1 protein-coding gene is annotated in these 268 nt (G+C 57.8%); it reads left to right on the top strand.

The annotated features are described in order from the left end of the window. Window positions 1-268 (top strand): hypothetical protein (locus tag HP552_RS14560; RefSeq protein ID WP_217506435.1); only part of this gene is annotated, 268 nt, incomplete at both ends.

The following is a 268-nucleotide window of genomic DNA, read 5'->3' as shown; positions in this document are numbered from 1 at the left end:
CCAAGGACCTCAAGGTACTCAAGGACCTCAGGGCGACCAAGGACCTCAAGGTACTCAAGGACCTCAGGGCGACCAAGGACCTCAAGGTACCCAAGGACCTCAGGGTGACCAAGGACCTCAAGGTACTCAAGGACCTCAGGGTGACCAAGGACCTCAAGGTACTCAAGGACCTCAGGGCGACCAAGGACCTCAAGGTACTCAAGGACCTCAGGGCGACCAAGGACCTCAAGGTACTCAAGGACCTCAGGGCGACCAAGGACCTCAAGGT

It is taken from the genome of Paenibacillus xylanilyticus (assembly GCF_013359935.1).
Lineage (GTDB): Bacteria > Bacillota > Bacilli > Paenibacillales > Paenibacillaceae > Paenibacillus > Paenibacillus xylanilyticus.
This window is presented reverse-complemented; position numbering and strand designations above follow the sequence as displayed.